Raw genomic sequence first — 24701 nt, 5'->3', positions numbered from 1 at the left:
GCGTTTGTGTTAACAATCACTTACCCACTTTAACATTGCTTGTAAAGAATTTCCTGCACTCAATCCAAAACGACAATATTTAGCTTGCCTCTATCCAGATTGTTGCCGGAATTTTCATATCCAGTAAATTTCAATTGTCCTGTTTTACCATCCCATGACATGGCTGAGCCATCATAGGGGTTACGCAATGCAGGCGGTGCGCTGGCCAGATAAGCGGGTCTATCTGCATTCGCAATTTTTTTGCGCAAGATATCGACTTGCAAACTGACCAGGCGCAGATAGGCGTCAGTATCCCTGCTCTTGTCGATATAACTTCCAATGCGGGCATCATCAGGCACAGCTATTTGCATCAGTATTTTCCCGACCGGGTTATAGGCAGAATTGAGATAGTAAGAAATCCCGTTGCCGCTTAACTCTTGATGCAGACTTATTAAACGATTTTTCGTGTAACTGGCATCAACGGAAGGATTTTCTGCGGCTGCGATGATCAATGACCCGTTCTTGGCCGCCATATTGGATGTTGCATTGGGCTGAAAAGTTTGCTCACCCAGCAAATTCAGGGGCCATGGAGCGTTGCCAGGATTATCTTTGATGAGCGCAAATGAAGCGAGCAGATTTTGTGAGAAATTCGCCTGCACGCGTGCTTCATATAAGAAAGCGCGCTTCAAAGTCTTTTCTTCCTCCGCCATAGGGCGCACCAGGCTGCTGATGCGTTCTGCATATTGTTCCAGCAGCGCCGGATATACCACCACCAGTTCACTGACAGTGCGTGCCTGCTTGCGTATCGCTGCCTGCAACACCATTTTAGAAATCAGGCTGGAACTGTTTTTCAGTATCAGCCTGAGATAAGCGTTATTGCTTTCCAACAGTTGCAAACCGGTATCTGCTTTGCCATCTGCGATATCAAAACTTGCCTGTGTCAACAGCAAATCTATTGCATGAGTTACACTAATATAAGCAGGTATTCTTGCGGCGAAAGACGGTATCAGATGCTCTTCATAATTACCCATAGTCCGCATCAGGGTATAGCGTTCTGTCAATACCTGATTGGCCGCGATTTGTGGAGATAATTCAACACGTTTCGCCAAATCCAGCTTCACGCAGTTTTGTATGGTTTTCTCGCAACGGTTATTGTTCCAGCTAAACGAGACATATTCCCCTTTGAATTGTGGATGAGGCAGGCTTTCATAAGCCGCTTTATCTTTCTGGTACAGGGCATGTTCAGCCTTGACATTCTCTATACCGGTTTTTAACAGATCGCTACCCAGCGGAGCACGCATCGCTTCCATGATATAAAACCCATTCTGCGCATCAGGCACCTGGTATTGCTGGTCCCGCAGAAAGACTTGCGCTTCTGGTGTCAGCGCTTCGTCTTTCCAGTTGATGGCGGCAAAAGTTATGATCAACAGTAAAATAATCGATAAAATAGCCAGGACAATTTTCAGCGCCCAGCGTCCCACAGTTTTTAGTTTTTGAAATTGAGCGGGATTGATTTGTCCGTTGTTACCAGCGTGCGCGTTTGGCATAGATAATTTTCAGTTGCTTAATCAACACATTTATCATGGCCGGACATATCATTACAAACTACGTGCGAATTATCTTTATGCCGTTGCGCTTCGTCCACGGTTAAATGGCAAAAAAAATACCGTTTATTTGATCGTAGCTGTTAAAAAAATACACCCATGCCCCCTGAAACCAGGCCGCCCATATTACGCGCCACCCTGTCAACTGACTACGCAGTTATCGCCACCTGGATAAACAATGCACAGGCCTGTGCCCGCTGGGCTGGCCCGCAGTTGCCCTATCCATTCGCCAGTGCTGACTTACCAGCCTTGCTGGCAAAGCCACAGGCGCATGACCTGGTTCTGATTGACGCGAAAGAGGATGTGGTTGGGTTTGCCCAATTTTGGCAACGGGATGAGCGCCGTACGCACCTTGGCCGCATCATCGTTTCGCCCGCAGCACGCAGTCTGGGTTATGGCAGATTATTGTGCGAACAATTGATGCGGCATGCCGTTGCGGAGACTGGCTTGCCTGCACTCAGCTTGCGTGTCTACCGAGATAATGAAGGAGCGCTGCATTTGTACCGCCAGTTAGGATTTATAGCGGTAGAGAATGATTCCAGTGAAGAAGTGCTGGCGATGGAATACCAGGTCTGAAGAGTAAAACAGAGAGCCAGCAATCACTGGCCCCTTGCTTCTGCCTGAGCTGTCTTAGCCAGCATAAGTAAAAGTATCCACGCTAGTGCTGTAGCTGGAACTGGTGACAGTACTGACATACACATACTCGCCCTTGGCCTGGCTAGGCGTGACGGTGATCAGCATATAGCCACGACGGTAAGTGTCGATGTAATTGATGTCATCCACCAGTGCCTTGATGGTGCCTGCCAGTGTGGCGGGTGGTACTACAGATGGCGGGAACACGCCTTCAAAGCCGGATGAAGTCACCGACATGCCTGCAAACTCTGCACCTACTTGGGTACCATCAGGCAGCGTCAGTTTATTGAACCAGGCATTATGACTGTCACCGGACAAGACCAGGAACTTCTTGCCTGCTGTTTTCAATTTCGCTGCTGAATTGAATACGGTATCGCGGGCGTTTGGATAACCTTCCCAGTTATCGAAGTTGTAGGAAATTTTGGGATTTTTCAACGGGTCCAGCAAATCTTTTTGCGCCTGTGTCTGTACCGCTGCCGGCGTTGCCTTGGCAGTCAGGTAAGCAGTCACTGAGTCTGCGCTCAGATTGGAAACCAGTGTCGATGCCGGCAACTGCACGCGGCCCATGACAGTCTGGTTACCCAGTACCTGCCAGGTCGCTTTGGATGACGTCATTTGCGTGTCAAGCCAGGCTTGCTGGGTAGTGCCCAGCAATTGCTTGTTTTTGTTGAAGGCGTAAGGCAGGAACTTGGGATCAGCCACATCACGGCCTTGCGCATCCAGCATGCGGTCTGGTGCCTGTTCACGGCCTATCATGCGAGTATCAAGCATGTGCAACGACAGCAGATTGCCAAAATCAAACGAGCGATAAATCTTCAGCAGATTGGCGGTATCTGGCGAGCGTATCGGCATCCATTCATGATAGACCTGGCTGGCCGCTGCCTTGCGTGCGGCCCATGTACCTTGCGTTGCTGGATTATGATTTTCTGCGCTATCCATCCAGGCATTATTGGCAAACTCATGATCATCCCAGATAGCGATCATCGGCATGCGTGCATGCAGGGCTTTGAGGTAAGGATCAGCCTTGTGCAGGGCGTGGCGGGCACGGTAATCAGCGACGGTGACGATCTCGCTGGCAGGCGTAGAAATACGGCCTGCGACTTGAGAAGCAACTGGAGGGTAAACACCGTCCTTGTATTCATAAATGTAGTCACCCAGATGCAGGGCAAACTGCGCACCTGAAGAGATTGCGCTGTCATAAGCATTGAAATAACCGGCAGGATAATCACTGCAAGAGAACACCGCCAGCTTGACCTGATCGACATTGCCAACTGGCAGCGTGCGGGTGCGGCCTACGGCTGACACGCTATTATTTGGTGCGACGAAGCGATAGTAATATTCTGTATTCGCAGCCAGACCTGTCGCATCGACCTTGGCAGTAAAGCCCGTGGCCGCACTTGCTGTCGTCCTGCCAGAGAACAGCACACTGGAAAAACTGGCATCCGCTGCCATTTGCCAGGTCAGGTCAACGCTGGCATCTGTCGATATCTTTGCATGCGTCCACAAGATCACGCGGTCTGCCAGAGGGTCGCCGCTGGCAACGCCATAATTAAAGGCAGCCATTTCGCCATTCAGCTCTGGAGAGGAGCCACCGCAGGCAGTCAAAACACCGCCAGATGCCATGACAGCAGCAACGGAAGACATCTTGATGACAAAGCCGCGTCTGGCAATATTTGCTGGCGCTTTTGAATTTTTCTTCTGATCGTTTTGCATCTGGCTACTCCCCTGGAAAATGAGAGATAGTAGGGCGGCCTTATGTCAGGGATATGACGCTGGCGACGATTCTCTGAAGAAAGTCTAGAGCAAGCACTCTAGCGAATTAAAAAGTGTCGGCGCAGGCTTTGTAAAAACTGGGCATAATGGGATTTTCCGGTTTTCTCATTTTCCCACACCGCGAGGCTGCCATGATAGAAGTCCATCACTTAAAAGAATCACGCTCACGCCGCATTACCTGGTTGCTCGAAGAACTCGGGCTGGATTACACCGTCATCTCTTACGACCGTGATCCAAAGACACGTCTGGCACCGCCTGAGCTGCAAAAGATACACCCGCTGGGTAAAGCCCCTGTCATCCGTGACAAAGACCAAACCCTGATAGAATCCGGTGCCATCATCGACTACCTGATACGTACTTATGGCGATGGCCGCCTGGCCCCTGCCGTGGGCACGACTGACTACAACCGCTACGTGCAGTTCCTGCACTATGCCGAGGGTTCAGCCATGTTGCCGCTGTTGCTGAAGCTGTATGTAGGTCGCCTGGGTGACGCCGGTGCACCGCTGCATCCACGTATCAGCAGCGAAGTGGCAAACCATTTCAGCTACCTGAACCTGGAATTGGAAGGCCGTGATTACTTCGTTGGCGACAGCCTGACGGGCGCAGACATACAATTGTCTTTCGCCGTACAGTCAGCCGTGCGCGGTGCTGGCCGTGAAGCCTTCCCCAACCTGACGCGCTTTGTCGATATGGTTGCGGCGCGTCCCGCTTATCAAAGAGCAGTAGAAAAATACAGCGAGTAATCGGTTTAGATGCAATTCGTGGATTGACAGCTACGATTGCATGCTCTATCTTCGCATTGCGGCGGACCCTGCAAGCTGGCGCTCAGACGCAAGTCCATAGTGCCTCTGCGGGGTTACCCCGCGGGATAAATTTACCTGGTATTTCATCGCGTGAGCCACCCTGCATTCCATGCAGACAGGCTCACACTACACGAGACTGGTTGCAGGCTCTCCGCCGCCCCGCTGCCGACGATCCTACGCCACTGCCTTCACTCATGGACATTCCCAAACAGGTCGCCATCGCCGACGCCTTACTGGCAGGTGAATGCAGCCATATCGCCCTGATGAAAAACATGAGCTGGATATTGGGCAGGAAATGGCCGTGGATACCATCGCTATGTCAAAAAATTGAACAACATGCCGGCCCGCATTTTTATCACTACAGCCGTGATGAAATGGCTGCATTGATACAGGATGATCATGGCTATGACGATGCTTGGCGCGGTAAAGAAAAACCGCAAATCAAACAATATTGCCTGCAGCCAGCGATCGCCCCTGAAAAACCTGTATGGCTGCAAGCCCTGGCTTTGCCCGAATTTAATAACTCCGCTGATCTGGCCAGACACCTTAACCTGACTGTCAATGAACTGGCCTGGTTTGCTGATCAATGGCGGCAGGATGCGCAAGCCTCACCGCGACTCGGACACTATCATTACCGCTGGCTGGAAAAAGCAAAGGGCGGCTGGCGTTTGCTGGAAATACCCAAGTCACGCCTGCGCAATATACAAAGCAAAATCCTGCAACAGCTATTGAACCGCGTACCGCCGCATGCTGCGGCACAGGCATTTCAACAAGGTCGTTCGAGCATCAGCCATGCGGCACAACACACGGGGAAACGTGTCGTGGTCAGGCTCGATTTGAAAGATTTTTTTACGAGCATCCCAGGTTCACGTCTGCATGCCCTGTTCGCCAAACTGGGCTATCCAGAAAAAGTGGCGGGCACGCTGGCACGGCTATGCAGCAACCGCACACCCACAGCTATCGTCAAAGACAAAACCCGCTACCCATTTGCTCCAGTCAGCTCTGCTCATCTATTGCGCAGTCCACATCTGCCACAAGGTGCGCCAACTTCCCCTGCCCTCGCCAATTTGTGTGCTCACCGGCTCGATATGCGCCTGCAGGCCTTGACAGACAACATGCAGGCGCGTTACAGCCGTTATGCAGATGACCTGACATTTTCTGGTGATGAAGAATTTGAGCAGGGCCTGCGGCGCTTTATCCCGTTGGTAGCTGCCATCGCAATAGAAGAAGGCTTTGTACTGAATTATAAAAAAACCCGCATCATGCGGGCCTCAACCAGACAGCAAGTTACAGGTATCGTCGTCAACAGCCATTGCAATGTCAAGCGCGCTGATTACGATACCCTGAAAGCCATTTTGACCAACTGCCTGCGTCACAATCCGGCATCACAAAACCGCGAAGGACATGCAGATTTTCGTGCTCACCTTGCAGGCAAGCTGGCCTATATGCGGATGATCAATCCGGTACGCACGACGAAACTGCAAGCTCTGTTTGAGCAGATAAACTGGTCTGACGAACCAGTGATGAATTGACTTTGGCTTAGCGACGGATTGCCGCCCAGGCCAGCATCGCCCAACCCGCCAGGAAGGCCACGCCACCTAGAGGTGTCATCGCACCCAGTATGCGTACACCAGTCAGCGCCAGTGCATACAGGCTGCCACTGAAAATCATCACGCCTATCAACATTGCCCAGGCCGCCTTGCGCAACAAAGCATTGTCCTGTTGCTGCAACATGATGCCCAGCCCCAGCATGCCCAGGCCATGCACCATCTGGTAGGTCACTGCTGTTTGCCATATAGCCAGCATGTCGGCACTCAGCATTTGCTTCAGCCCATGTGCACCGAAGGCACCGGCAGCAACTCCTATGAACATGAGGACGGCAGCAATGGCGATGAAAGAACGTGCTTGCATGATGGGTTCCAGGCTAAAAGAGAACCGCTATTTTAAAGCCTTGTGGCTTTATCCGTTAAGCGCAGAGTAAGCATAAAAAAACCGCCATGCAAAACACGGCGGTTTCAGGAACTGATAAGAACTCGATTACGCAGCTTTCTGCGCAGACTGTGCCGTATTGAATTCAGCAATCAGCGTTGCTTCCTTGGCCTTGGCAGCCTTGAAATGCCTTTCCTTGACATGACCATAACCGCGTATGTCTTCTGGGATGCTGGCGATTGCGACTGCCTTGGACAAATTATCTGCATTGAGCAAAGGCAGTAAGGTGTTCAAGGTCTGCTTGTACTCGACTGGCAAGGCACGTTCCATCTTGCGTTCTTCGGTGTAGCCAAAGATATCAAAGGTACCGCCACGCAGGGACTTGAACTTGGCCAGTACACCAAAAGCTTTCATCATCCATGGACCAAACTGCTGCTTGATCAAATGACCCTTGTCATCGCGCTTGGCCAGCAGTGGCGGTGCGAGGTGGAAGTTGATGGCGTAGTCACCTTCAAACATGTCGGCAATTTTCTGTTGGAATTTGCCGTCAGTGTACAAACGTGCGACTTCATATTCATCTTTATAAGCCATCAGTTTGAACAGGTATTTGGCTACCGCTTCTGTCAGGCGCAAAGGCTTGTTGCCATCGACGAGTTTGCTTTCTGCGGCTTTGACCTGGGCAACAAAGTCACTGTACTGGCTGGCGTAAGCGGCATCCTGGTAATCGGTCAGGAAAGCCACGCGCTTGTTGATGGTGTCATCCAGTGTTGGTGCACGTTTCAGTTCTATGACTTGAGCAGGCGTGACCAGGCGCTGTACGGCTGGCAGATCATGCGCTGCCAGGCGGCCCCAGTTGAATGCCTGTTTGTTGAAGTCTATCGATACGCCATTGAGTTCAATCGCGCGCATCAGGGCAACTTCTTCCAGCGGTACCCAGCCTTTTTGCCAGGAATAGCCGAGGATGAACATATTCGTCGCAATATTGTCACCCATCAGCGCAGTCGCAATTGACGCTGCATCAATCAGATCGACACGGTCAGCGCCACAAGCTTTACGGATATCGTTCTCTGCTGATTCTGCCGGGAATTGCCAGTTCGGGTTCTTGATGAAAGTCGAGGTTGGCGAGCCATTCGCATTGATGGCAGCATGGGTACGGCCTTCACCCATGCGTGACAGCGCATCCTTGCCTGCCGTTACGATCAGGTCACAGCCTATCACCAGATCAGCCATGCCTGTGCCTACACGGGTGGACTGTATGTCGTCGGCATGGTCGGCCAGGCGCACATGTGACATCACCGCGCCACCTTTTTGCGCCAGACCTGTCATGTCAAGCACGGAACAGGCTTTGCCCTGCAAATGCGCCGCCATCGCCATGATCTGGCCTATGGTAATGACGCCGGTACCACCGACGCCGGTAACCAGTACACCGAAAGGTGTCTTGGTATCCGGCAGGGCTGGATAAGGCAGTGTATTCACGTCGAGTGCATTGCCTGGTTCAATTTTCGTTTTTGCCGGTTTCTTGAGTTTGCCGCCTTCTACGGTGACAAAGCTGGGGCAAAAACCTGTGACGCAGGAGAAATCCTTGTTGCAGGAAGACTGGTTGATCTGGCGCTTGCGACCGAATTCGGTTTCCAGCGGCTCGACTGACAGGCAGTTGGATTGCACGGAGCAATCGCCACAGCCTTCACACACAGCTTCATTGATGACTGCACGTTTGGCAGGGTCAGGGAAGCCAGGTTTGCCGTCTTTGTCGATTTTTTTCCTGCGGCGGCGTTTTTCAGACGCGCAGGTCTGGTCGTAAATCATCGCAGAGACGCCCTTGGCCACGCGGAGTTCACGTTGCACGGCATCAAGCTCGCTACGGTGGCGCACCGTCACACCGGCAGCCCATGGATAATTGGCGCCATATTTTTCTGGTTCGTCAGTGACGACAATAATCGGGCCTACGCCTTCCGCAGCGATCTGGCGCGAGATCATGCCAGGGTCCAGCGGGCCATCAAATTCCTGGCCGCCGGTCATGGCAACCGCATCATTGAACAGGATTTTATAAGTGATATTGACTTCACCGGATACCGCAGCGCGTATCGCCAGCAAACCCGAGTGATAGTAAGTACCGTCACCCAGATTACAGAATACATGGTCTTCTGTCGTGAACGGTGCCTGACCTACCCAGGTCACGCCTTCTGCGCCCATGTGGGTAAAGGTAGAGGTTTCGCGGTCCATCCAGGTCACCATGTAATGGCAACCAATACCGGCCAGGGCACGGCTGCCCTCTGGTACTTTGGTGGAAGTGTTGTGCGGGCAGCCAGAACAGAAATGCGGAACGCGGTCCTTATTTGGATCAGGCTTGGAGACCACATTCAGCATGGCTTCCTTGGCTTCCAGATAGGCCACACGTTCTTTAACGCGTTGTTCTACCGGGTGACCGGCGAAATAGCGGCTGATGCGCGAAGCAATTGCCCTGGCGATCTGTGCTGGGCTGAGTTCATAGGTCGCTGGCAGCAGCCATTCACCATGGCCGGAACCATGCAGGTTACTCCACTCACCACTGTCATCGAACTTGCCGACCACGCGCGGGCGGACTTTGTCTTCCCAGTTATACAGTTCTTCTTTTAAAGCGTATTCGAGGATCTGGCGTTTTTCTTCCACCACCAGGATTTCTTCGAGACCAGTAGCAAATTCACGCACGCCTTCTGATTCCAGTGGCCAGGTCAGGCCTATCTTGTACAGACGTATGCCTATGTCCTTGGCGACTTGTTCATCGATACCCAGGTCGGCCAGTGCCTGACGGGTATCAAGGTAGGATTTACCGGCAGTGATGATGCCTATCTTGGCAACCGGGCTGTCCCAGATGATTTTATTGAGCTTGTTGGCACGCGCATAAGCCAGCGCCGCATACCATTTGTAGTTATTCATGCGGATTTCTTGCGCCAGCACCGGGTCTGGTGTGCGGATGTTCACGCCATCGGCAGGCAAGACAAAATCTTCAGGAATAACCGGTTTTACGCGATCCGGATCAATATCAACGACGGCGCCGGATTCCACGATGTCAGTCACGCATTTCATCGACACCCACAGACCGGTATACCGTGACATGGCGATGCCATGCAGGCCATAGTCCAGATACTCTTGCACGGTAGATGGATACAACACGGGAATACCGCAGGCTTTAAGGATATGTTCACTCTGATGCGCTGCTGTGGAAGACTTGGCGGCATGGTCATCACCCGCCACGACCAGTACACCACCATGTTTGGATGTACCTGCCAGATTCGCATGCTTGAACACGTCACCACAACGATCTACACCAGGGCCCTTGCCATACCACATGGCAAACACACCATCATATTTTGCACCAGGGAACATATTCACCTGTTGCGTACCCCACACAGACGTAGCGGCCAGATCTTCATTCACGCCTGGGTGAAATTTCACATGATGCTTGCCCAGATGTTTTTTCGCCTTGGCTGCGGTCAGATCGACATTACCCAAGGGAGAGCCGCGATAGCCGCTGATATAACCGGCAGTATTGAGGCCTGCTTTTTCATCGGCCTGGCGTTGCAACATCATCAGACGTATCAGGGCCTGGGTACCAGTCATGAAAGCGCGGCCGCGCTCCAGCGTGAATTTATCGTCCAGGGAAATATGGTTGTCGATCAGCGCGAGCTGCTCTGCTTGCTCGACTTTTAAGGGTGCGTTCATGGGGTCTCCGTGCTTTTTATCGTTTGGGCAATGGTGTGCGCAACAAAACAGAATCACCTTGTGAGTGAATCATATACTTTTTAATGTAGCTTAATGTAGTTTGACTTTGCGAAGGACAAGCAAGTTCAAACTACCATGATACGGATCGCACATTAACACGCTGTATTGTACGTCCCAATGGACAGTACAGCACAATAAGACCAGTACAGTATGACTGACACTTTCGCAAAGTGTACTGGTTAATTTTTCCTAGGCAAGTATTTGCTCTTTATGCATTTAATTTGTATCGTAAGGAGGGTGGGATTCTGGGACAATAGATGACAGTCTGGATCACGCTCCGGATCACCTTCTGGCACAGGCACTTTGTAGACAAGGAAAATCATGTCTGGAAACGAGGCTACACTGATAAACAGGATCATGCACCCCTGTACAGTATTGATGGGCAAACTCAGTTTGAGTACAAAACTGTTGGGCATCTTCATGCTTTTGTTGCTGCCTCTGTTGTTTTTTGCCAGTCTGGCATTGACCCAGATACGGACAGATACGCTCAATGCCCACAAGGGTTTGTTGGGAGTGGAAGCAAATACCTTGCTCATGAAGGTGGTGATCCAGACCCAAAAACATCGCGGCCAGGTCAATCTCACACTCTCTGGCGAAAATCTGGATGAGGATTTGGCAAAAACCAGAACTGAGTTAAAAAACAGTCTGAACCAGCTTGATCAATTCTTGCTCAATAATGCAGAGCTGGCCCTGCAAAGTCCATGGAAAGCCAGTACCGAAGAATTGCAGCAACTGACCGCGGGCCAGGTTGCTGCCAATGTCAAAGACAATGTCGCCCAGCACAGCCGCCTGATCAGGCAGAGCCTGCAATTTTCTGCCTTGCTCAGCGAGAAAACCGGTTTGCTGACAGATACCCAAAGCGCCAACTTTCTTTTGCTGGATATCTCCATGCGTAAAATGCCAGTCTGGATAGAGCATCTGGCGCTATTACGCGGGCTGGGTGCCAGCTATATCAAAACCGGGGCTATGGAATTCCCGGAAAAAGCAGGCATAGTCTCCCAGCTGGATGCCTTGCAGGCAGCCATGAATGGTGTTGCCGATCTGGATGAAGCAATGAAGCGCGCTGGCGTGAACGTCAACACGGCAGAGCAGGCAGCTTTCGAGGCATCACAGGCTTTCGCCGCGCTGGCCAGAAAAAACCTGCTGGCAGAAAGTATCAGTGGCGACGCCAATGCCTACTTTGCGCAAGGCACACAAGCCATAGAAAAAGCACTGGCACTGCAAACCCAGATGCAGGACAAGCTGGCTGATCTATTGAAAGACAGAAGAAGCCAGATGGATTTTTATCAAAACCTGCTAGGTCTGGCGACAGTTTTTATCGTCATCCTGAGTTGTTATCTGGCGCTCGGCTTTTATCGTGGCTTCATGTCTGCACTGAATCAGGTAGGACGTGCGGCCCATTCTGTTGCCACTGGTGACCTGACCAACCATATACGCATCACCGGCAAGGATGAGCTGGCAAAAACCGGTAATTTACTGGAAGCCATGAATAGCAATTTGTCGAAATTGGTAGCGAATGTACGTAGCAATGCCAGCATGGTGGCGCAACTGGGCGAGGGCCTGGCCACCAACATCAGTGACCTGACCGTCAGGACTGAGCAACAGGCATCCAGTCTGGAACAGACATCGGCCAGTGTCGATGACCTGGCTGACACGGTAAAAAAGAATGCCGAGAGTGCCAGGGCGGTTGATAACCTGGCAGCGAATTTGCGCCTGATTACCGAATCGACAGGCGACGACATGCGTGCTGCAGTCGATTCCATGAACGGAATACACCAGAGTGCCCGCAAGGTGCAGGAGATTGTCAGCCTCATCGATGGCATTTCTTTTCAGACCGATATCCTGGCCCTGAATGCCGCAGTCGAAGCTTCACGCGCGGGTGAACATGGCCGTGGTTTTGCCGTTGTCGCCAGTGAAGTACGCAGCCTGGCGCAGCGTAGTGCCGATTCTGCCCGCCAGATCAGACGCCTGATTGATGACTCTGTACAAAGGGTGGATCAGGGCGTCAATCAGATCAGCAATGTCAACATGACACTGACTGACATCGTCGGTGGCATCCGCGACTTGGCAAATAATATCAATGCGATTTCCGTTGCCTCCAGTGAGCAAAGCAATGGCCTGTCACAAATCTCGGAAGCCTTGCGCCATCTGGATGAAATCACCCAAAGCAATGCGCAGATGGCAGAACAGGCCAAACATGCTTCTATGAGTCTGGAGGACAAGGCCCATGCCCTGACCAGGGCGGCATCTGCCTTCAAATTATTGCAAGGGACGGCGGATGAAGCCCATGTGCTGGTCAAAAAGGCAGTTGCCTTGTACCATTCCAGAGGCAGGCCAGCGCTGCAAATCATTACTGCCAATGCCGACAAACTGTATGCCGACCGCGACATGTATGTGTTTGCCTTTGACCGCAATGGCCAATACCTGGCATTTGCTGGCAATGCCGCCAAGCTCAAGGTCAACCTGTTTCATGTCGATGGCCTGGATGGCCGCAAGCTGGTACGGGATGCCTTTGCCCTGCCGCAAACTGGCGGCTGGGTCAATTACACTATCGTCAACCCGGTATCGAAAAAGACGGAGGCAAAAACTTCTTATATAGAGGCAATGGAGGATAATCTGGTACTGGGTTGCGGCGTGTATCAGGTAGAGTGAGAGGCTGTTACAGAATTAACCCGGTCTTGTTGCACCTCCCGAATGTCAAACCCGGTATTAAAAGTCGTGGCAAGCCTTAAAGATGCAGAAGCATGTGGCGCGTGCCGTCTGAGGCTATAATCACAGCATGAAACTCAAATTCACCAAAATGCATGGTGCCGGTAATGATTTTGTCGTTATCGATGCCATTAACCAGCACATCAATTTCACGCCTGCGCAGTGGCGGCAGATCGCTGACCGCCGATTTGGCATCGGTGCAGACCAGATCCTGGTGGTAGAGCGCCCTGAAAGCCAGGATGTTGACTTCCGCTACCGTATCTATAACGCCGATGGCGGCGAAGTTGAACAATGTGGCAATGGTTCACGCGCTTTTGTGCAGTTTGTTATCGAAAAAGGCCTGACCAGCAAATCCAGCATACGCGTGCAGACCATGTCCGGCGTCATAGAGCCGCGCATGGGCGAAGATGGCAACATCACCGTCAATATGGGTGCGCCAGTGCTGGAATCCAACCAGGTGCCGTTTCTGGCCGACGACCTCGCCGCCATGCATCAGGGTGATGATGATTTGTGGCCGCTGGAAATCAATGGCAAGCAGGTCTGGATTTCTGCCGTCTCCATGGGTAACCCACATGCGGTGCAAGTGGTAGCCTCGGTAGATGACTTTCCGGTGGCTGTTGATGGCCCGCTGATAGAGCATCATCCGCGCTTCCCGCGCCGGGTGAATGCCGGTTTCATGGAAGTTGTAGGTCGCCAGCATGTACGCCTGCGTGTGTTTGAGCGTGGTGCCGGTGAAACCCTGGCTTGCGGTACGGGTGCCTGCGCAGCCGCCGTCACCGGCATACGCCGAGGCTTGCTGGATAGTCCGGTCCGTGTCAGCATGCGCGGTGGTGAACTTTCCATCGCATGGGATGGCGCAGGCCAGCCAGTATTCCTCAGCGGTCCGGCAGTGACCGTCTTTGAAGGCGAAATTAATTTAATAGAAACATAATGAATTCCACCGATATCGCCACCTACCTGATACAGCACCCGCATTTTTTTGAAGAACATGCAGAATTGCTGGGTTCCATCAAGCTGACCAGCCCTGTCATGGGGCGTGCCATTTCCTTGCAGGAAAGGCAGATGGAAGTCGTCCGCGAAAAATATCGTGGACTGGAATTGCGAATGGCAGATTTGCTGCGTATAGCAGAAGAAAACCATGACATCAGCCAAAAGTTCCAAACGTGGACCCGCGCCCTGCTGCTGGCCCGCAATGATGTCGATCTGCCTCATGTGCTGACCCAGGGTTTGCAGGATATCTTCAACCTGCCACATGCCACCCTGCGCCTGTGGGGTGTGGCAGATGACTATGCCCATACCTGGTTTGCCAGTGCCACCAGCGATGATGCACAATTGTTTGCCAAGGGCCTGACCACGCCTTATTGTGGGAAGAACCACGATTTTGAAGCTGCTGGCTGGATAGAAGCTGATCAGGCAGTCGAATCATTGGCCATGCTGCCTTTGCGCCTGTCTGGCAATGGGCCGACTTTTGGTTTGCTGGTACTCGGTTCACCCGATCCGGATCGCTACACCAAGGACATGGCAACGGATTTCCTCAGCAAGATTGCCGATACCAGCAGTGCTGCGCTGAGCTGCCTGGTGGATATCTAAGTAAGCCCTACATGAATACGCAAGACCAGTATCTCACCAGCTATCTGGAAGTCTTGCGTAGTCAGAGGCAATTGTCACAGCACACGTTGGACAGTTATCTGCTGGATTTACGCGAACTCATCAAGCTGGCTGACCAGGCCGGGCAAACCGATCTGGCCAGCCTGAGCACCCATCATATACGCCGCTTTGCCGCACAAATGCATGGAGGCGGACAAAACGCCCGCAGCATTGCCCGCAAATTGTCGAGCTGGCGCGGCTTTTATCGATGGCTGACAGAAGAACGCAATCTGCCGGCCAACCCGGTCGAAGGTGTACGCGCTCCCAAGAAAAGCAAGCCCTTGCCCAAAGCCTTGGGGGCTGATGATGCAGTACGCCTGGTGGCCCACAAAGGCGGCGACCAGCCAACTGCCCGCGCCAACCGTGCAATGTTTGAACTCTTGTATTCCAGTGGTTTACGGGTATCTGAGCTGGCCAGCCTGGATATCGCGGCTGTCACAGAATCAGGCTATAGCTCGGCGGGCTGGGTCGATATGCAGGAAGCAGAAGTCCGTGTCACCGGTAAAGGCGGCAAGCAACGCATCGTCCCTGTCGGCAAACCCGCGCTGGAAGCATTACACGACTGGTTGGCGATACGGGCGACACTGGTCAAGGCTGACCCACACCCCTTGTTTTTAACCGAACGCGGCACCCGCATTTCCGTTCGCCTGATACAACTGCGCCTGAAGGCGCATGCCCAAAGCCTGGACATACCGGCCAATGTGCATCCGCATATGTTGCGGCATTCATTTGCCTCACATGTCTTGCAATCTTCGGGGGACTTGCGCGCCGTGCAGGAAATGCTGGGCCACAGCTCTATTGCGGCGACCCAGGTTTACACTTCTCTGGATTTCCAGCATCTGGCCAAGGTATATGACCAGACGCATCCACGCGCAAAAAAATAAGTCACTGCTGGTTTAGAACCTGTTTACGATCTGTAGCGAGCGCGTGCCAGCGGGTTGAAGAGCAACGCTCGAGGCCTGCATTAACTCTGATTGCGCACGCGCAGTAAGATCGTAAGCAGGTTCTTAGCGCAAGACCATTTCCACACGCCTGTTTTTGGCACGGCCAGCATCTGCGGCATTGGAAGCACGCGGTGCCAGTGGACCTACACCTTTGGCGATCAGACGCGCATCGGCAATACCATAGCCTTTGAGTGCATCAACCACAGCCTGGGCACGCTTGCCAGACAGCGTCATATTGTAGTCCAGCACACCCTGGGTATCGGTATGACCGACGATATAGACAGCAGCAGTATTGGCTTTCAGGTATTTCGCCATTTGATCCAATTGTGGTTTGGATTCTGGTTTGATGATGGCTTTGTCGGTATCAAAATACAGACCATAAAAGCTGACGGAGCCATTCGCTGCCAATTCCTTGCTGATGGCGTCGGCATCGACGGTGACAATATTCTGTTCCATGGCTTTTGGTTCCAGCACTTCTACCAGCACGGACACGCGGTCGCTCATGCTGTCAGTAAGATCACCCATGGTGCCACCAGAATTGAGTGCGGCATATACACCCACATAAGTCATCGCTGCGCCCGCGCCTTTTTGCAGCAAGGCATAACGGATATCCTTGGCACCATCAAATACGGCCTGTACAAAACGGTTGCGGGTAACGTCGTAACCCTCGCCCTGCACATGAGTACGAACGTCATTCCAGTTGTATTTCAGGCTCTTGAAGGATGGGCCACAGCTATCGCTATCGCACTGAAATACAGGCTTGAAGCCCTTGCTGGCCAGGTTATCAGTGAAATTGCGAAACACCTCCAGCGAAGAGCGCCCTTTGGGCACCATATAGACAGTGCGGGTCACTGTACCCTCGGCTTTTAGCATTTTGGAGAATTTTTTATTGCTGCTGTAGTCCGGCTCAGTTGCCGGGCCAGCCGGGAAAGAAATTTCATCGAATGCCTTGCGCGTCTGCAACATGATGCTGGAACCCTGGTAACGCCCGGTCAGAGGGTGATCCTTGGCATTTGGCGCATCCGTCGTAAATACCTTTTCATGAGCAGGATCTGTTGCCGCAAAGGCCAGCGGACTGATTGATGTGAACAAACACAGGGACAGAATTAGCAGGGATGATTTCAGCGCATTGTGCATGAGGTACATGATATCCGAGGCTCCTGGAAAATGAGGTTTTCAACAATAGCTTGTTAATGTAGCACAGGATATTTCTGGAAAGTGGGTAGTGATACTCAGTTACAAATTCAGTTACAAACTCAGTTGCAGGCTCAATTACAAGCTTGCTGGCAATGTACCTCCTGAAATGAAAAAGCAGCGACCCCGCTGCTTTTTCATTAATTCAACACCAGGTAGCTACCTATGCTTTAGCCAGTTTCAAGCTGGTGACATCAGCAGTCAGATAACCAACGGCAGCTGCAAAACGATTTTTGTAATTTGCGCGTACCAATGGGTCCAGAGTAGACTGCACATTGCTGTGCAGAGGTGACAGCCAGTCACCTGCATGCTGGAAATTACTTGTGATGTAAGTCCAGCCGTTGAGGTCATCGACAACGGAAAGCCCTGTCGATTCTGCACCAGAAGGCATGGACGCCAGGCGTGACAGTTTTTTCGTGTCGACGTTATAGGCCCACAAGAAATTATTCACATGCTGGCTGCTATCCTCACCGATGAACAAGGTGCGCAATTTTTCTGAAAACTTCAGGTTATCAGGATTGGCGACCTTGTCAGGATTGGCAGTATTACCGAGGGCATCTGGTGCCAGCTTGCCTGCAGCATCCAGATAATCTTCGCCAACCAGCAAGGCTTTGGTCTGTGTTGGCACCCATTCACTACTGATGGCAGCACCTGACGTGTCTTTCTGTCCACCTGTCAGAGTGTGGGCCAATACAGCACCGGCAGTCACGACTTTTTCTATCGTCACACCATAAGCTTCGTTCCATGCAGCATTGCCACGCACCATGGATGCCTGCATGTTTTGCAAGGCAGAATAAGCAATCTTGTCCTTGGCATTGACTGTCGTACCTTCCAGCTTGGTCAAGGCCATGCTGCCACCAACCATGGATGCGTAACGATGTGTTTCCAGGAAGGCCGCTGCTTTTTCCATACCTGGCTTGATTTTGATCCATTGCACTTTGCCACTGTAGAAAATCTTGGTAAAGCTGGCATCCTTAGGATCAGTTGATGCCACTTCCATGATGTCAGCAGGCTTCAACGTGTTTGCCATAGCTTCGATTTCTGTGCTGGTGGCCGAACCAAGCTTGATCCAGGTCAGTGCAGCGCCGGCAGCGGCTGGATCGATGGAAAAACCGGAACCGATCTTGGCTACATACAGCGAACCGGAGGACAAGTCTTTTTCCTTGTCTGCAACGAAAATAAAGATGCCGCCATTGGTTGCATCGTCACCCATCAGTGCAGTACGGTTGTCAGGCATAACCTGGATCAGTTCGTGAGAGATACGACCCATGCAGTAATGCTTCTTGATCGTACCAGTACCGTCAGGGTTGACTGTCACTTCCGGCAGATGTCCATAGTGGTAAGGGTTGGCCTTGTTTTCATCACCGAACAGATTAGCGCTATAGGCCTTGAACTGGGTGTTGCTGGAAATCGTAAAAGCGTCTGGCTCATATTCTTCACTGGACAGATGCGTGCCCCATGGCGAAAGGCTGGCACCGCAGGTAATCCAAAGACCGTTAACCTTGGAAGTATCGACATTGTAGTATTTCACCAGACTCAATTTACCAGTCGCTTGGTCCTGGTCCAACGTCAGGATAGCGATAGGCGAAGGCAGTTTGCCGTACATATCGGTCTTTTCATCCTGTGCCCAGGTCGTATATTCAAATTGCACGACGGCGAAAACAGCCTTGCCTTTGATGCCAGTAACAGTAGGATTAGCTACCGACAGCAATGAAGTGCCGTCAGGAGAATCTGAGTAAAATTGACGTTCTTTGCCAGCGACTGTCTTGTCGATAATCGGCTTGTTATTGATATCTACATATCCACCAGCCAGGATGGTGCCGCCACTGCCATTCGAGACCATGTCGCCTGTCGTAAAGAAAGGCTGATAAGCCAATTTAAATGCCTGGGCACTATTGTCAGAGAAATTGACGCTTAATGTAGAACCCACGGTCGTGGTCGCCATTGCTGCAGCATTTGCCAGGGATGGCGCTGGCATCGCTGTAAATTCTGCACCGACAAAATTCGCTGCAATTGGGGTAACCGTCGCAGGAGTTGCTGCTGTCGAGCTACCGCCACATGCACTCAGCAATGAGGCCGTGGAAAATGCACCCAGCGGCAGCAAAGGAGCGCCTGCAAGGAATTTAAGTGCCTGACGGCGACCGGCTTGAGGTTGATCTGACATGATTCGAATTCCAAAAGTTGATTGCGACAAAATGAGCCAACCGGAGACTGAAGGTCACCAATTGCGTGCCTGAATTTGCGAACTAAAACCTTGCCGCGAGTAAGGGCAAGTTCGGGCAGGAGTATAAGAAGTGAATATGACAGGCAAGTGAAACGCAGGATTTTTTATCAGCAAACCCAAAAATCATGTCGCGAATGCTTTTGCAACTCAATTGCATTTTTGAGGCATAATAGGCATATACAGACAGCGCACAGTATGATCTTGTGCCTGCCAGCAAACGATGGACTTATTATGAAATCACCCTCTACCAGAGCCAAGCCGGCCACAACAGCGCATCATCAGGGCGCAGCCTCAATCCTGCTGTCGGGAGCTGGTGTGCGCGTGACTGATGCGCGACTGAATGTCTTGTCTGAACTGTTGTCCAGCCAGCGTGCCCTGTCGCATCTGGAAGTGCAGGATGCCTTGCCTGAAATGGACAGAGTTACCTTGTACCGCGCACTGGATTGCCTGACCGATGCCGGACTGGCACATAAAATTTCTGGTGACGACAGGATATTCCGTTATAGCACTGGCAGTGAGACTGCGGGCAACAAGAATCATCCGGCCCAGCATCAGCACGGACATTTCAAATGCACACGCTGCGCCAGGGTATTTTGTCTGGATGATGCCAAACAACCGCCTGGCTTGCGTGAGCAATTGCAGGCTACGCTGCAGACTACATTAGGGCGCGGTTTTAAAAGTCACGATATTGAGCTGACCATCAAGGGCTGGTGCGCCGACTGCGCAAAATAAGCGGCCTGACGACAAGCCGCACCAAAGCATTGTGGCTTGCTGCCCAAACAAACCTTACTGTTTATTAGAGAAAATCATGGCATTAATCCCTACCACTATCCTGACCGGCTTTTTGGGTGCAGGTAAAACCACGCTGCTGAACCGTATCCTGCAAGAAGATCACGGTCACAAGATTGCAGTCATCGAAAATGAATTTGGCCAGGAAAACATCGACAATGAAATCCTGGTGCAAGACAGCAATGAGCAAATTGTGGAAATGAATAATGGCTGCGTCTGTTGCACGGTACGCGGCGACCTGATCGTTGCCCTGAGTAAACTGATACAGCAAAAAAATGAAGGCAAACTCAGCTTTGACCGCGTCATCATCGAAACCACAGGTCTGGCCAACCCGGGCCCGGTAGCACAGACTTTTTTTGTCGATGAAGAGGTCGGCACCTATTACATGCTTGATGCGGTGGTCACGGTGGTTGATGCCCGCCATGGCATGCAACAACTCGACGCGCATGAAGAAGCCCAGCGCCAGGTTGGCTTTGCTGACAAGATACTGCTGTCAAAAACTGATCTGGTCGATGCAGAAGTAGTTGGCACTCTGCGTGGCCGTCTGGCGCGCATGAATCCACGGGCACCTATTAGCGCTGTGGATTTTGGCAAGATCGCCATCAGCGAAGTACTGGACCTGAAAGGCTTCAACCTCAATGCCAAGCTTGATCTTGATCCTGACTTCCTGCGTTCGGAAGAAGCAGAACATGAACATGAACACGATCATGGGCACGATCACGAACATGAGGCTTGCGATGCAGATTGCACACATGAAGATCACCATCATAAAGAACATGGCGAGCGCGGTGACCATGCCCCGCAGGTACATAACCATCATCACGCCCATCATTCTGACGATATCGCCGCCTTTGTCTTCAAGAGTACGCGCCCCTTCAATACCGGGCAACTCGATGAATTCCTGGGCGGCCTGGTGCAAGTCTTTGGCCCGCGCATGTTGCGCTATAAAGGCGTATTACTGATGGAAGGTGCGGACCGCAAGGTCATTTTCCAGGGTGTGCATCAAATTATGGGGACTGATGTTGGTGCCAAGTGGGGAGAGGATGAATTGCGTGAAAGCAAGATGGTATTTATTGGCAAAAATCTACCCAAAGACATATTTATTGAAGGTTTGGAGCATTGTTTGGTATAAACTAGCGGGCTATTGAAGTCAGACATTGTCTGTCGTGCAAGTGGCATTCATGCAAATGTCATTTACTTTATCAATAAGGGGAGGATAATTGTCTGGGACAAATGGTTGTTTCAGATTTGTTCTATGTATTAACCCGTCGTATCGAAAGTAAGCGAAGTGGCAACTAAATCACCTAAATCGACTGCTACAGTCAGCGCACCTGAAGCTCTGCTCACAGAGGAAGAAATCCTCAAGATGGGCGAGAAGGACTATATGAACGCTGCACAACTGGCATTTTTCAAGGCCCGTTTGCAGCAGCTTGAGAAGGATTTATTGAAGAACGCCGACGAAACCACCGAGCATCTTCGTGAAACCGTATTAGTACCAGATCCGGCAGACCGTGCCACGATAGAGGAAGAACATGCGCTTGAATTGCGCACCCGCGATCGTGAACGCAAATTGCTGAAAAAAGTACAGCAATCCATCAATAGTATTGATGAAGGCGATTACGGCTGGTGCGAAGAAACAGGTGAACCAATTGGCGTACCACGCCTGCTGGCGCGTCCAACAGCGACCCTGTCGCTGGAAGCACAGCAAAGACGTGAAATGAAACAAAAGCTGTACGGTGACTGAGTTTTAGCATCAATCTCCAGCGCTTCTGATTTGCAAAAGCGTGCGGTGGCAACTGCGCGCTTTTTTATTGGAATTGAATGCAACCATGTTGCATACGATTGAACTTTTATCAGATAATTGTTTCCAAGTCATGCAAGACCATGCCATCCGGCTGTCATAATGCGGGTGTATTGTCGGTTTTTTGCTACAGATATTGATTAATTTTTTGATTTGAATTTGACCCGGTATTCACTGGAAATGTAATCCCAAGATGTTACGCCCCATCCAGATCAGCATGAAAAACAGCAAACGATGGTTGCTTTGTGTTCTGCTGCCTGCGCTGTTATTTACGCAATGGCTGGGGCTGGCACATCGCATCTCACATGCGGGTGGTGCCAGCAGCCAGGTAGTTACTGGTAGCTTGCCGCAAACTGCACAACTGGGCTCTTTCCTTTTCCAGTCTGGCAGCCAGGATGAGAATGGCAATACCCTGCACTCCTGCGCCTTGTACGATGCTGTCAGTGCCGCTGAATTCCTGCAACATATACCAGATGCCATAAAACTGCTGGCTGGCAAGGCGGTCGTCGGCCCCAGCCCTGCGATGCTGAGCTGGCATGCCCTGCTGCAAGTTCCTTTCTCTTCCCGCGCCCCACCTTCCCTGTTTACCTGACCAGCGCCAGAACACCCTGCGTGGTGCTCTGGCTATCAAATTTTCCTGATGCATTTTTTGCATCAGGAAGGTCGCCGCTCATTGCGCGCCACCCTTTGGTTTACATTGCAAACAGGAAATAACATGGTTTTTCAACGCACTCTGATCACCAGCGCAGTGCTGGCACTTTTGTCGCCTGTACTGACACCCGCCTCTCAGGCATATGCCCAGACAAGCTCAGCCAGCAACTCAGCATCTGGCACCATCAATACAGTTACCGTCACTTCCAACCCGATCAGTTCGGACGAGAATATGCAAGTGCTCACTCCAGCCAAGATATTGTCAGGACCAGAACTCAGAGCCAAGGTCGGTACCTCATTGGGCGATACCCTGGGAGCCGAGCTAGGCGTATCGGCATCCGGTTTTGGTGCAGGTGCCTCGCGCCCCATCATCCGTGGTCTGGAAGGTCCGCGTGTCAAGATCCTGCAAAATGGCATGGGTGTGGCGGACGTATCAAGCCTGTCGAATGATCATGCAGTCGCCAGTGAAAGTGCAACTGCCCAACAAATAGAAGTCTTGCGTGGCCCTGCGGCCTTGCTGTATGGCAGTGGTGCCATCGGTGGGCTGGTGAATGTCATCGACAACCGCATACCGACTATCCTGAACAAGAAAATGACGGGTGAAGGTGAAGTTCGCTTCGGCAGTGTCAATTCGGAAAAGAGTTTGTCATTCTCGCTGGATGGTTCTAGTGGCGTCATCGGCCTGCATGCAGACGGTGCCAGCCGCGAAACGGGTAACTATAAAATACCAGGCAATATCTCTTTGAGCGACCCGGGCTCAGGCAGTGGTCGCGTGCCGTCCAGCTTTACCCGCGAATCGTCGCTGGCGTTGGGCGCGTCGCTTATCCAGTCCTGGGGTTATGTTGGTGCCGCAGTCCAAACCCTGAATGATCACTATGGCATACCAACGGCAGAACGTTCCTTCATCGACTTGAAGCAAAACCGCCTCGACATTGATGGTTTGCTCAATTCGCCATTGAACGGTTTCGACACGCTCAAATACAAATTCAGCGCCACCGACTATAAGCACACAGAAAAAGCTGAGGACGGTACGCCCGTCACCGACTTCAAGAACGAGATGCTGGAAAGCCGGATTTTGTTGTCCCACCCATCCTGGGCGGGCTGGCAAGGTAGCTGGGGTCTGCAGACCGAACAGGTGAAATTCTCTGCCTTGTCTGCCGCCACTGGCCGCGCCGATACGGTACCAAGTACCAAGTCCAATTCTGTTGCCTTGTTCTTTGTCGAGCAAAAACAGATTGCCGATGTCATGGCCAGCACAGGTATGCGCTTTGAAAATGTGAAGCGCACGCCGGATGCCAGCACGGGCCTGAAGGCGCGGGAATTTAATTTATTCTCGGCTTCTGTCGGCGGTCTGTGGCAATTCGACAAATCTTATGGCGCAGGCCTGAGCCTGTCATGGGCGCAACGTGCACCAGCGACAGAAGAATTGTATTCAGCCGGACCACATGAATCAACTGCCACTTTTGACATTGGCAATGCCGACATGAAAAAAGAAGCCTCGCGCAATCTGGAACTCAGCGTACAAAAGACGCATGGCCTGCTGCGCTGGAAAATCAATGCATTCCTGAACAAGGTCAACAATTACATCTACGGCCACACCAATGGCATCAAGGTAGATGAAGCTGGTATTCCTGATGCGGACGCAGAATTTACGCTGCGCAACTGGTCGCAGGCGTCTGCCACCATACGTGGCGGTGAAGCCGAGATCAGTTACAACTTGCTGGGCGAAGGATGGTCAGGCCGTGCCTTTGCCGATTACTCACGCGGCAGCCTCGACAATCAGGGCAGCCTGCCATTGCAACCTGCCACACGTACCGGGTTTGACATCGGCTACCGCTCAGGTGCCTGGCGTGCCGGTGTGGATGTCTTGCATGCGCTACGCCAGGACAGATTGGCCAGTTTTGAAGGTTTTGTTACACCGGCCTATACCAAGGTCGATACCAGCCTGACTTATACCCATCCTTACCAGAACATGCAGCTGACCTGGTTCCTGATGGCGAAGAATTTATTGAATCAGGATATCCGTCTTTCTACTTCAGTTCTGAAAGAAACCCTGCCTCAGCCCGGCAGAAATGTCATGGCTGGGCTGCGTGTCAGCTTTTAGTGTTAAAAAATCAGCTAAGAATTGCAAGAAAAATGTAAGCAGATGTAATTGACGTTTAGGTTATTAATTCATAAGCTGTAGGTATGGGAGGCGGCATCCGCCCCCATTTCCTGCAAAAAAGCTGCTTTTTTGCAAGGTTTTCACCGATCTTGCAT

The 24701-nt window shown here is 51.8% G+C and carries 18 protein-coding genes; 12 read left to right on the top strand and 6 right to left on the bottom strand.

The genetic code is table 11. The features are described from left to right. Positions 1-59: 59 nt before the first annotated feature. Positions 60-1526, bottom strand: a complete 1467-nt coding sequence (locus ACO0LG_RS14330; protein WP_423027419.1) for a hypothetical protein — start codon at positions 1524-1526, stop codon at positions 60-62. A 156-nt stretch (positions 1527-1682) separates the two neighbouring features. On the opposite strand from ACO0LG_RS14330, the gene ACO0LG_RS14325 reads away from it, so the two are divergent. Further along, a complete protein-coding gene (locus ACO0LG_RS14325; RefSeq protein WP_423027417.1) occupies positions 1683-2159 on the top strand; it encodes a GNAT family N-acetyltransferase in 477 nt (158 codons plus the stop codon). 54 nt (positions 2160-2213) lie between these two features. Here the strand turns inward: ACO0LG_RS14325 and ACO0LG_RS14320 are convergent, their stop codons facing one another. Continuing rightward, complete coding sequence (locus tag ACO0LG_RS14320; RefSeq protein ID WP_423027415.1) at positions 2214-3929, bottom strand: alkaline phosphatase D family protein; 1716 nt, start codon at positions 3927-3929, stop codon at positions 2214-2216. A 146-nt stretch (positions 3930-4075) separates the two neighbouring features. On the opposite strand from ACO0LG_RS14320, the gene ACO0LG_RS14315 reads away from it, so the two are divergent. Both ACO0LG_RS14315 and ACO0LG_RS14310 read left to right on the top strand, forming a co-directional pair. Beyond that, on the top strand, positions 4076-4732 hold the full coding sequence (locus tag ACO0LG_RS14315) for a glutathione S-transferase family protein (RefSeq protein WP_423027414.1): 657 nt from the start codon (positions 4076-4078) through the stop codon (positions 4730-4732). 200 nt (positions 4733-4932) lie between these two features. Then, complete coding sequence (locus ACO0LG_RS14310) at positions 4933-6324, top strand: reverse transcriptase family protein (RefSeq protein ID WP_423027412.1); 1392 nt, start codon at positions 4933-4935, stop codon at positions 6322-6324. A gap of 7 nt (positions 6325-6331) precedes the next feature. On the opposite strand, the gene ACO0LG_RS14305 is transcribed toward ACO0LG_RS14310, so the two are convergent. Both ACO0LG_RS14305 and ACO0LG_RS14300 read right to left on the bottom strand, forming a co-directional pair. Next, the gene (locus tag ACO0LG_RS14305; RefSeq protein WP_423027410.1) at positions 6332-6703 is read right to left on the bottom strand and encodes a DUF423 domain-containing protein; all 372 of its coding nucleotides are present in this window, start codon (positions 6701-6703) and stop codon (positions 6332-6334) included. Positions 6704-6829: 126 nt separating this feature from the next. Then, positions 6830-10423: an indolepyruvate ferredoxin oxidoreductase family protein gene (locus ACO0LG_RS14300; RefSeq protein ID WP_423027408.1), complete on the bottom strand. Its 3594-nt coding sequence runs from the start codon at positions 10421-10423 to the stop codon at positions 6830-6832. 381 nt (positions 10424-10804) lie between these two features. On the opposite strand from ACO0LG_RS14300, the gene ACO0LG_RS14295 reads away from it, so the two are divergent. From ACO0LG_RS14295 to xerC, 4 genes are all read left to right on the top strand, one after another. After that, the gene (locus ACO0LG_RS14295) at positions 10805-13135 is read left to right on the top strand and encodes a methyl-accepting chemotaxis protein (RefSeq protein ID WP_423027406.1); all 2331 of its coding nucleotides are present in this window, start codon (positions 10805-10807) and stop codon (positions 13133-13135) included. Positions 13136-13262: 127 nt separating this feature from the next. Then, the gene (gene dapF, locus ACO0LG_RS14290) at positions 13263-14123 is read left to right on the top strand and encodes a diaminopimelate epimerase (protein ID WP_423027404.1); all 861 of its coding nucleotides are present in this window, start codon (positions 13263-13265) and stop codon (positions 14121-14123) included. Further along, positions 14123-14782 (top strand): DUF484 family protein, encoded by a 660-nt coding sequence (locus tag ACO0LG_RS14285; protein WP_423027402.1) that lies wholly within the window; start codon positions 14123-14125, stop codon positions 14780-14782. The genes dapF and ACO0LG_RS14285 overlap by 1 nt, the downstream gene beginning before the upstream one ends. A gap of 11 nt (positions 14783-14793) precedes the next feature. After that, positions 14794-15723, top strand: coding sequence for a tyrosine recombinase XerC (gene xerC, locus ACO0LG_RS14280; RefSeq protein WP_423027400.1), 930 nt, complete (start codon positions 14794-14796; stop codon positions 15721-15723). 123 nt (positions 15724-15846) lie between these two features. Here xerC and ACO0LG_RS14275 read toward each other — a convergent pair whose 3' ends face one another. Then, positions 15847-16929, bottom strand: coding sequence for an OmpA family protein (locus tag ACO0LG_RS14275; RefSeq protein ID WP_423027398.1), 1083 nt, complete (start codon positions 16927-16929; stop codon positions 15847-15849). Between the two features lie 211 nt (positions 16930-17140). Beyond that, complete coding sequence (locus ACO0LG_RS14270; RefSeq protein WP_423027396.1) at positions 17141-19141, bottom strand: PhoX family protein; 2001 nt, start codon at positions 19139-19141, stop codon at positions 17141-17143. Between the two features lie 291 nt (positions 19142-19432). Here ACO0LG_RS14270 and ACO0LG_RS14265 point away from each other — a divergent pair, with 291 nt between their 5' ends. From ACO0LG_RS14265 to ACO0LG_RS14245, 5 genes are all read left to right on the top strand, one after another. Next, positions 19433-19933, top strand: coding sequence for a Fur family transcriptional regulator (locus tag ACO0LG_RS14265; RefSeq protein WP_423027394.1), 501 nt, complete (start codon positions 19433-19435; stop codon positions 19931-19933). Positions 19934-20009: 76 nt separating this feature from the next. Further along, positions 20010-21122, top strand: coding sequence for a CobW family GTP-binding protein (locus ACO0LG_RS14260; RefSeq protein ID WP_423027392.1), 1113 nt, complete (start codon positions 20010-20012; stop codon positions 21120-21122). 207 nt (positions 21123-21329) lie between these two features. Continuing rightward, positions 21330-21734, top strand: a complete 405-nt coding sequence (gene dksA, locus ACO0LG_RS14255; RefSeq protein WP_110256573.1) for an RNA polymerase-binding protein DksA — start codon at positions 21330-21332, stop codon at positions 21732-21734. Positions 21735-22008: 274 nt separating this feature from the next. Continuing rightward, positions 22009-22383 (top strand): hypothetical protein, encoded by a 375-nt coding sequence (locus ACO0LG_RS14250; RefSeq protein ID WP_423027390.1) that lies wholly within the window; start codon positions 22009-22011, stop codon positions 22381-22383. A 123-nt stretch (positions 22384-22506) separates the two neighbouring features. After that, a complete protein-coding gene (locus ACO0LG_RS14245; protein WP_423027388.1) occupies positions 22507-24546 on the top strand; it encodes a TonB-dependent receptor in 2040 nt (679 codons plus the stop codon). Positions 24547-24701: the final 155 nt, after the last annotated feature.

The sequence above is a fragment of the Undibacterium sp. Ji42W genome (assembly GCF_049340405.1).
In the GTDB taxonomy this organism is placed as follows: Bacteria; Pseudomonadota; Gammaproteobacteria; order Burkholderiales; family Burkholderiaceae_D; genus Undibacterium.
Note: the sequence above shows the minus strand (reverse complement) of the source record. Positions and strands in the feature narration are given on the sequence as shown.